This is a genomic window from Flavobacterium cupreum (assembly GCF_003996965.1).
Classification (GTDB): Bacteria; Bacteroidota; Bacteroidia; order Flavobacteriales; family Flavobacteriaceae; genus Flavobacterium; species Flavobacterium cupreum.
Genome location: NZ_QWDM01000208.1, coordinates 1 through 299, shown reverse-complemented (window position 1 = coordinate 299; position 299 = coordinate 1). Strand labels below are relative to the sequence as shown.

Annotated in this window: 1 protein-coding gene; it reads left to right on the top strand. The window is 53.8% G+C overall.

Annotation, left to right across the window (positions count from 1 at the left end; translation table 11 throughout):
* The coding region (locus tag D0817_RS27190) for a redoxin domain-containing protein (protein WP_127341021.1) at positions 1–299 on the top strand (299 nt) is incomplete at both ends.

Here is a 299-nt window from a genome sequence, read left to right as displayed (position 1 = left end):
AACGTATGGCGGATGGCTTGTTCTCTATTGCTATCCCATGACGGGCAAACCCGGCATACCTGTTCCTGATGGCTGGGCCGCTATTCCGGGTGCGGCAGGCTGCACGCCCCAATCCTGTTCTTTCCGCGACAGCTATGGGGACTTGCAGTCGCTCGGCGTTGAAGTATTCGGGATGAGCACGCAAACCACGGAAGATCAAGTCGAAGCATTTCAACGTCTACAACTGCCCTATGCGCTGCTTGCTGATAGCGCATTGTCATTTGCAAAAGCGTTGGGTTTGCCTACTTTTGATGCTAACG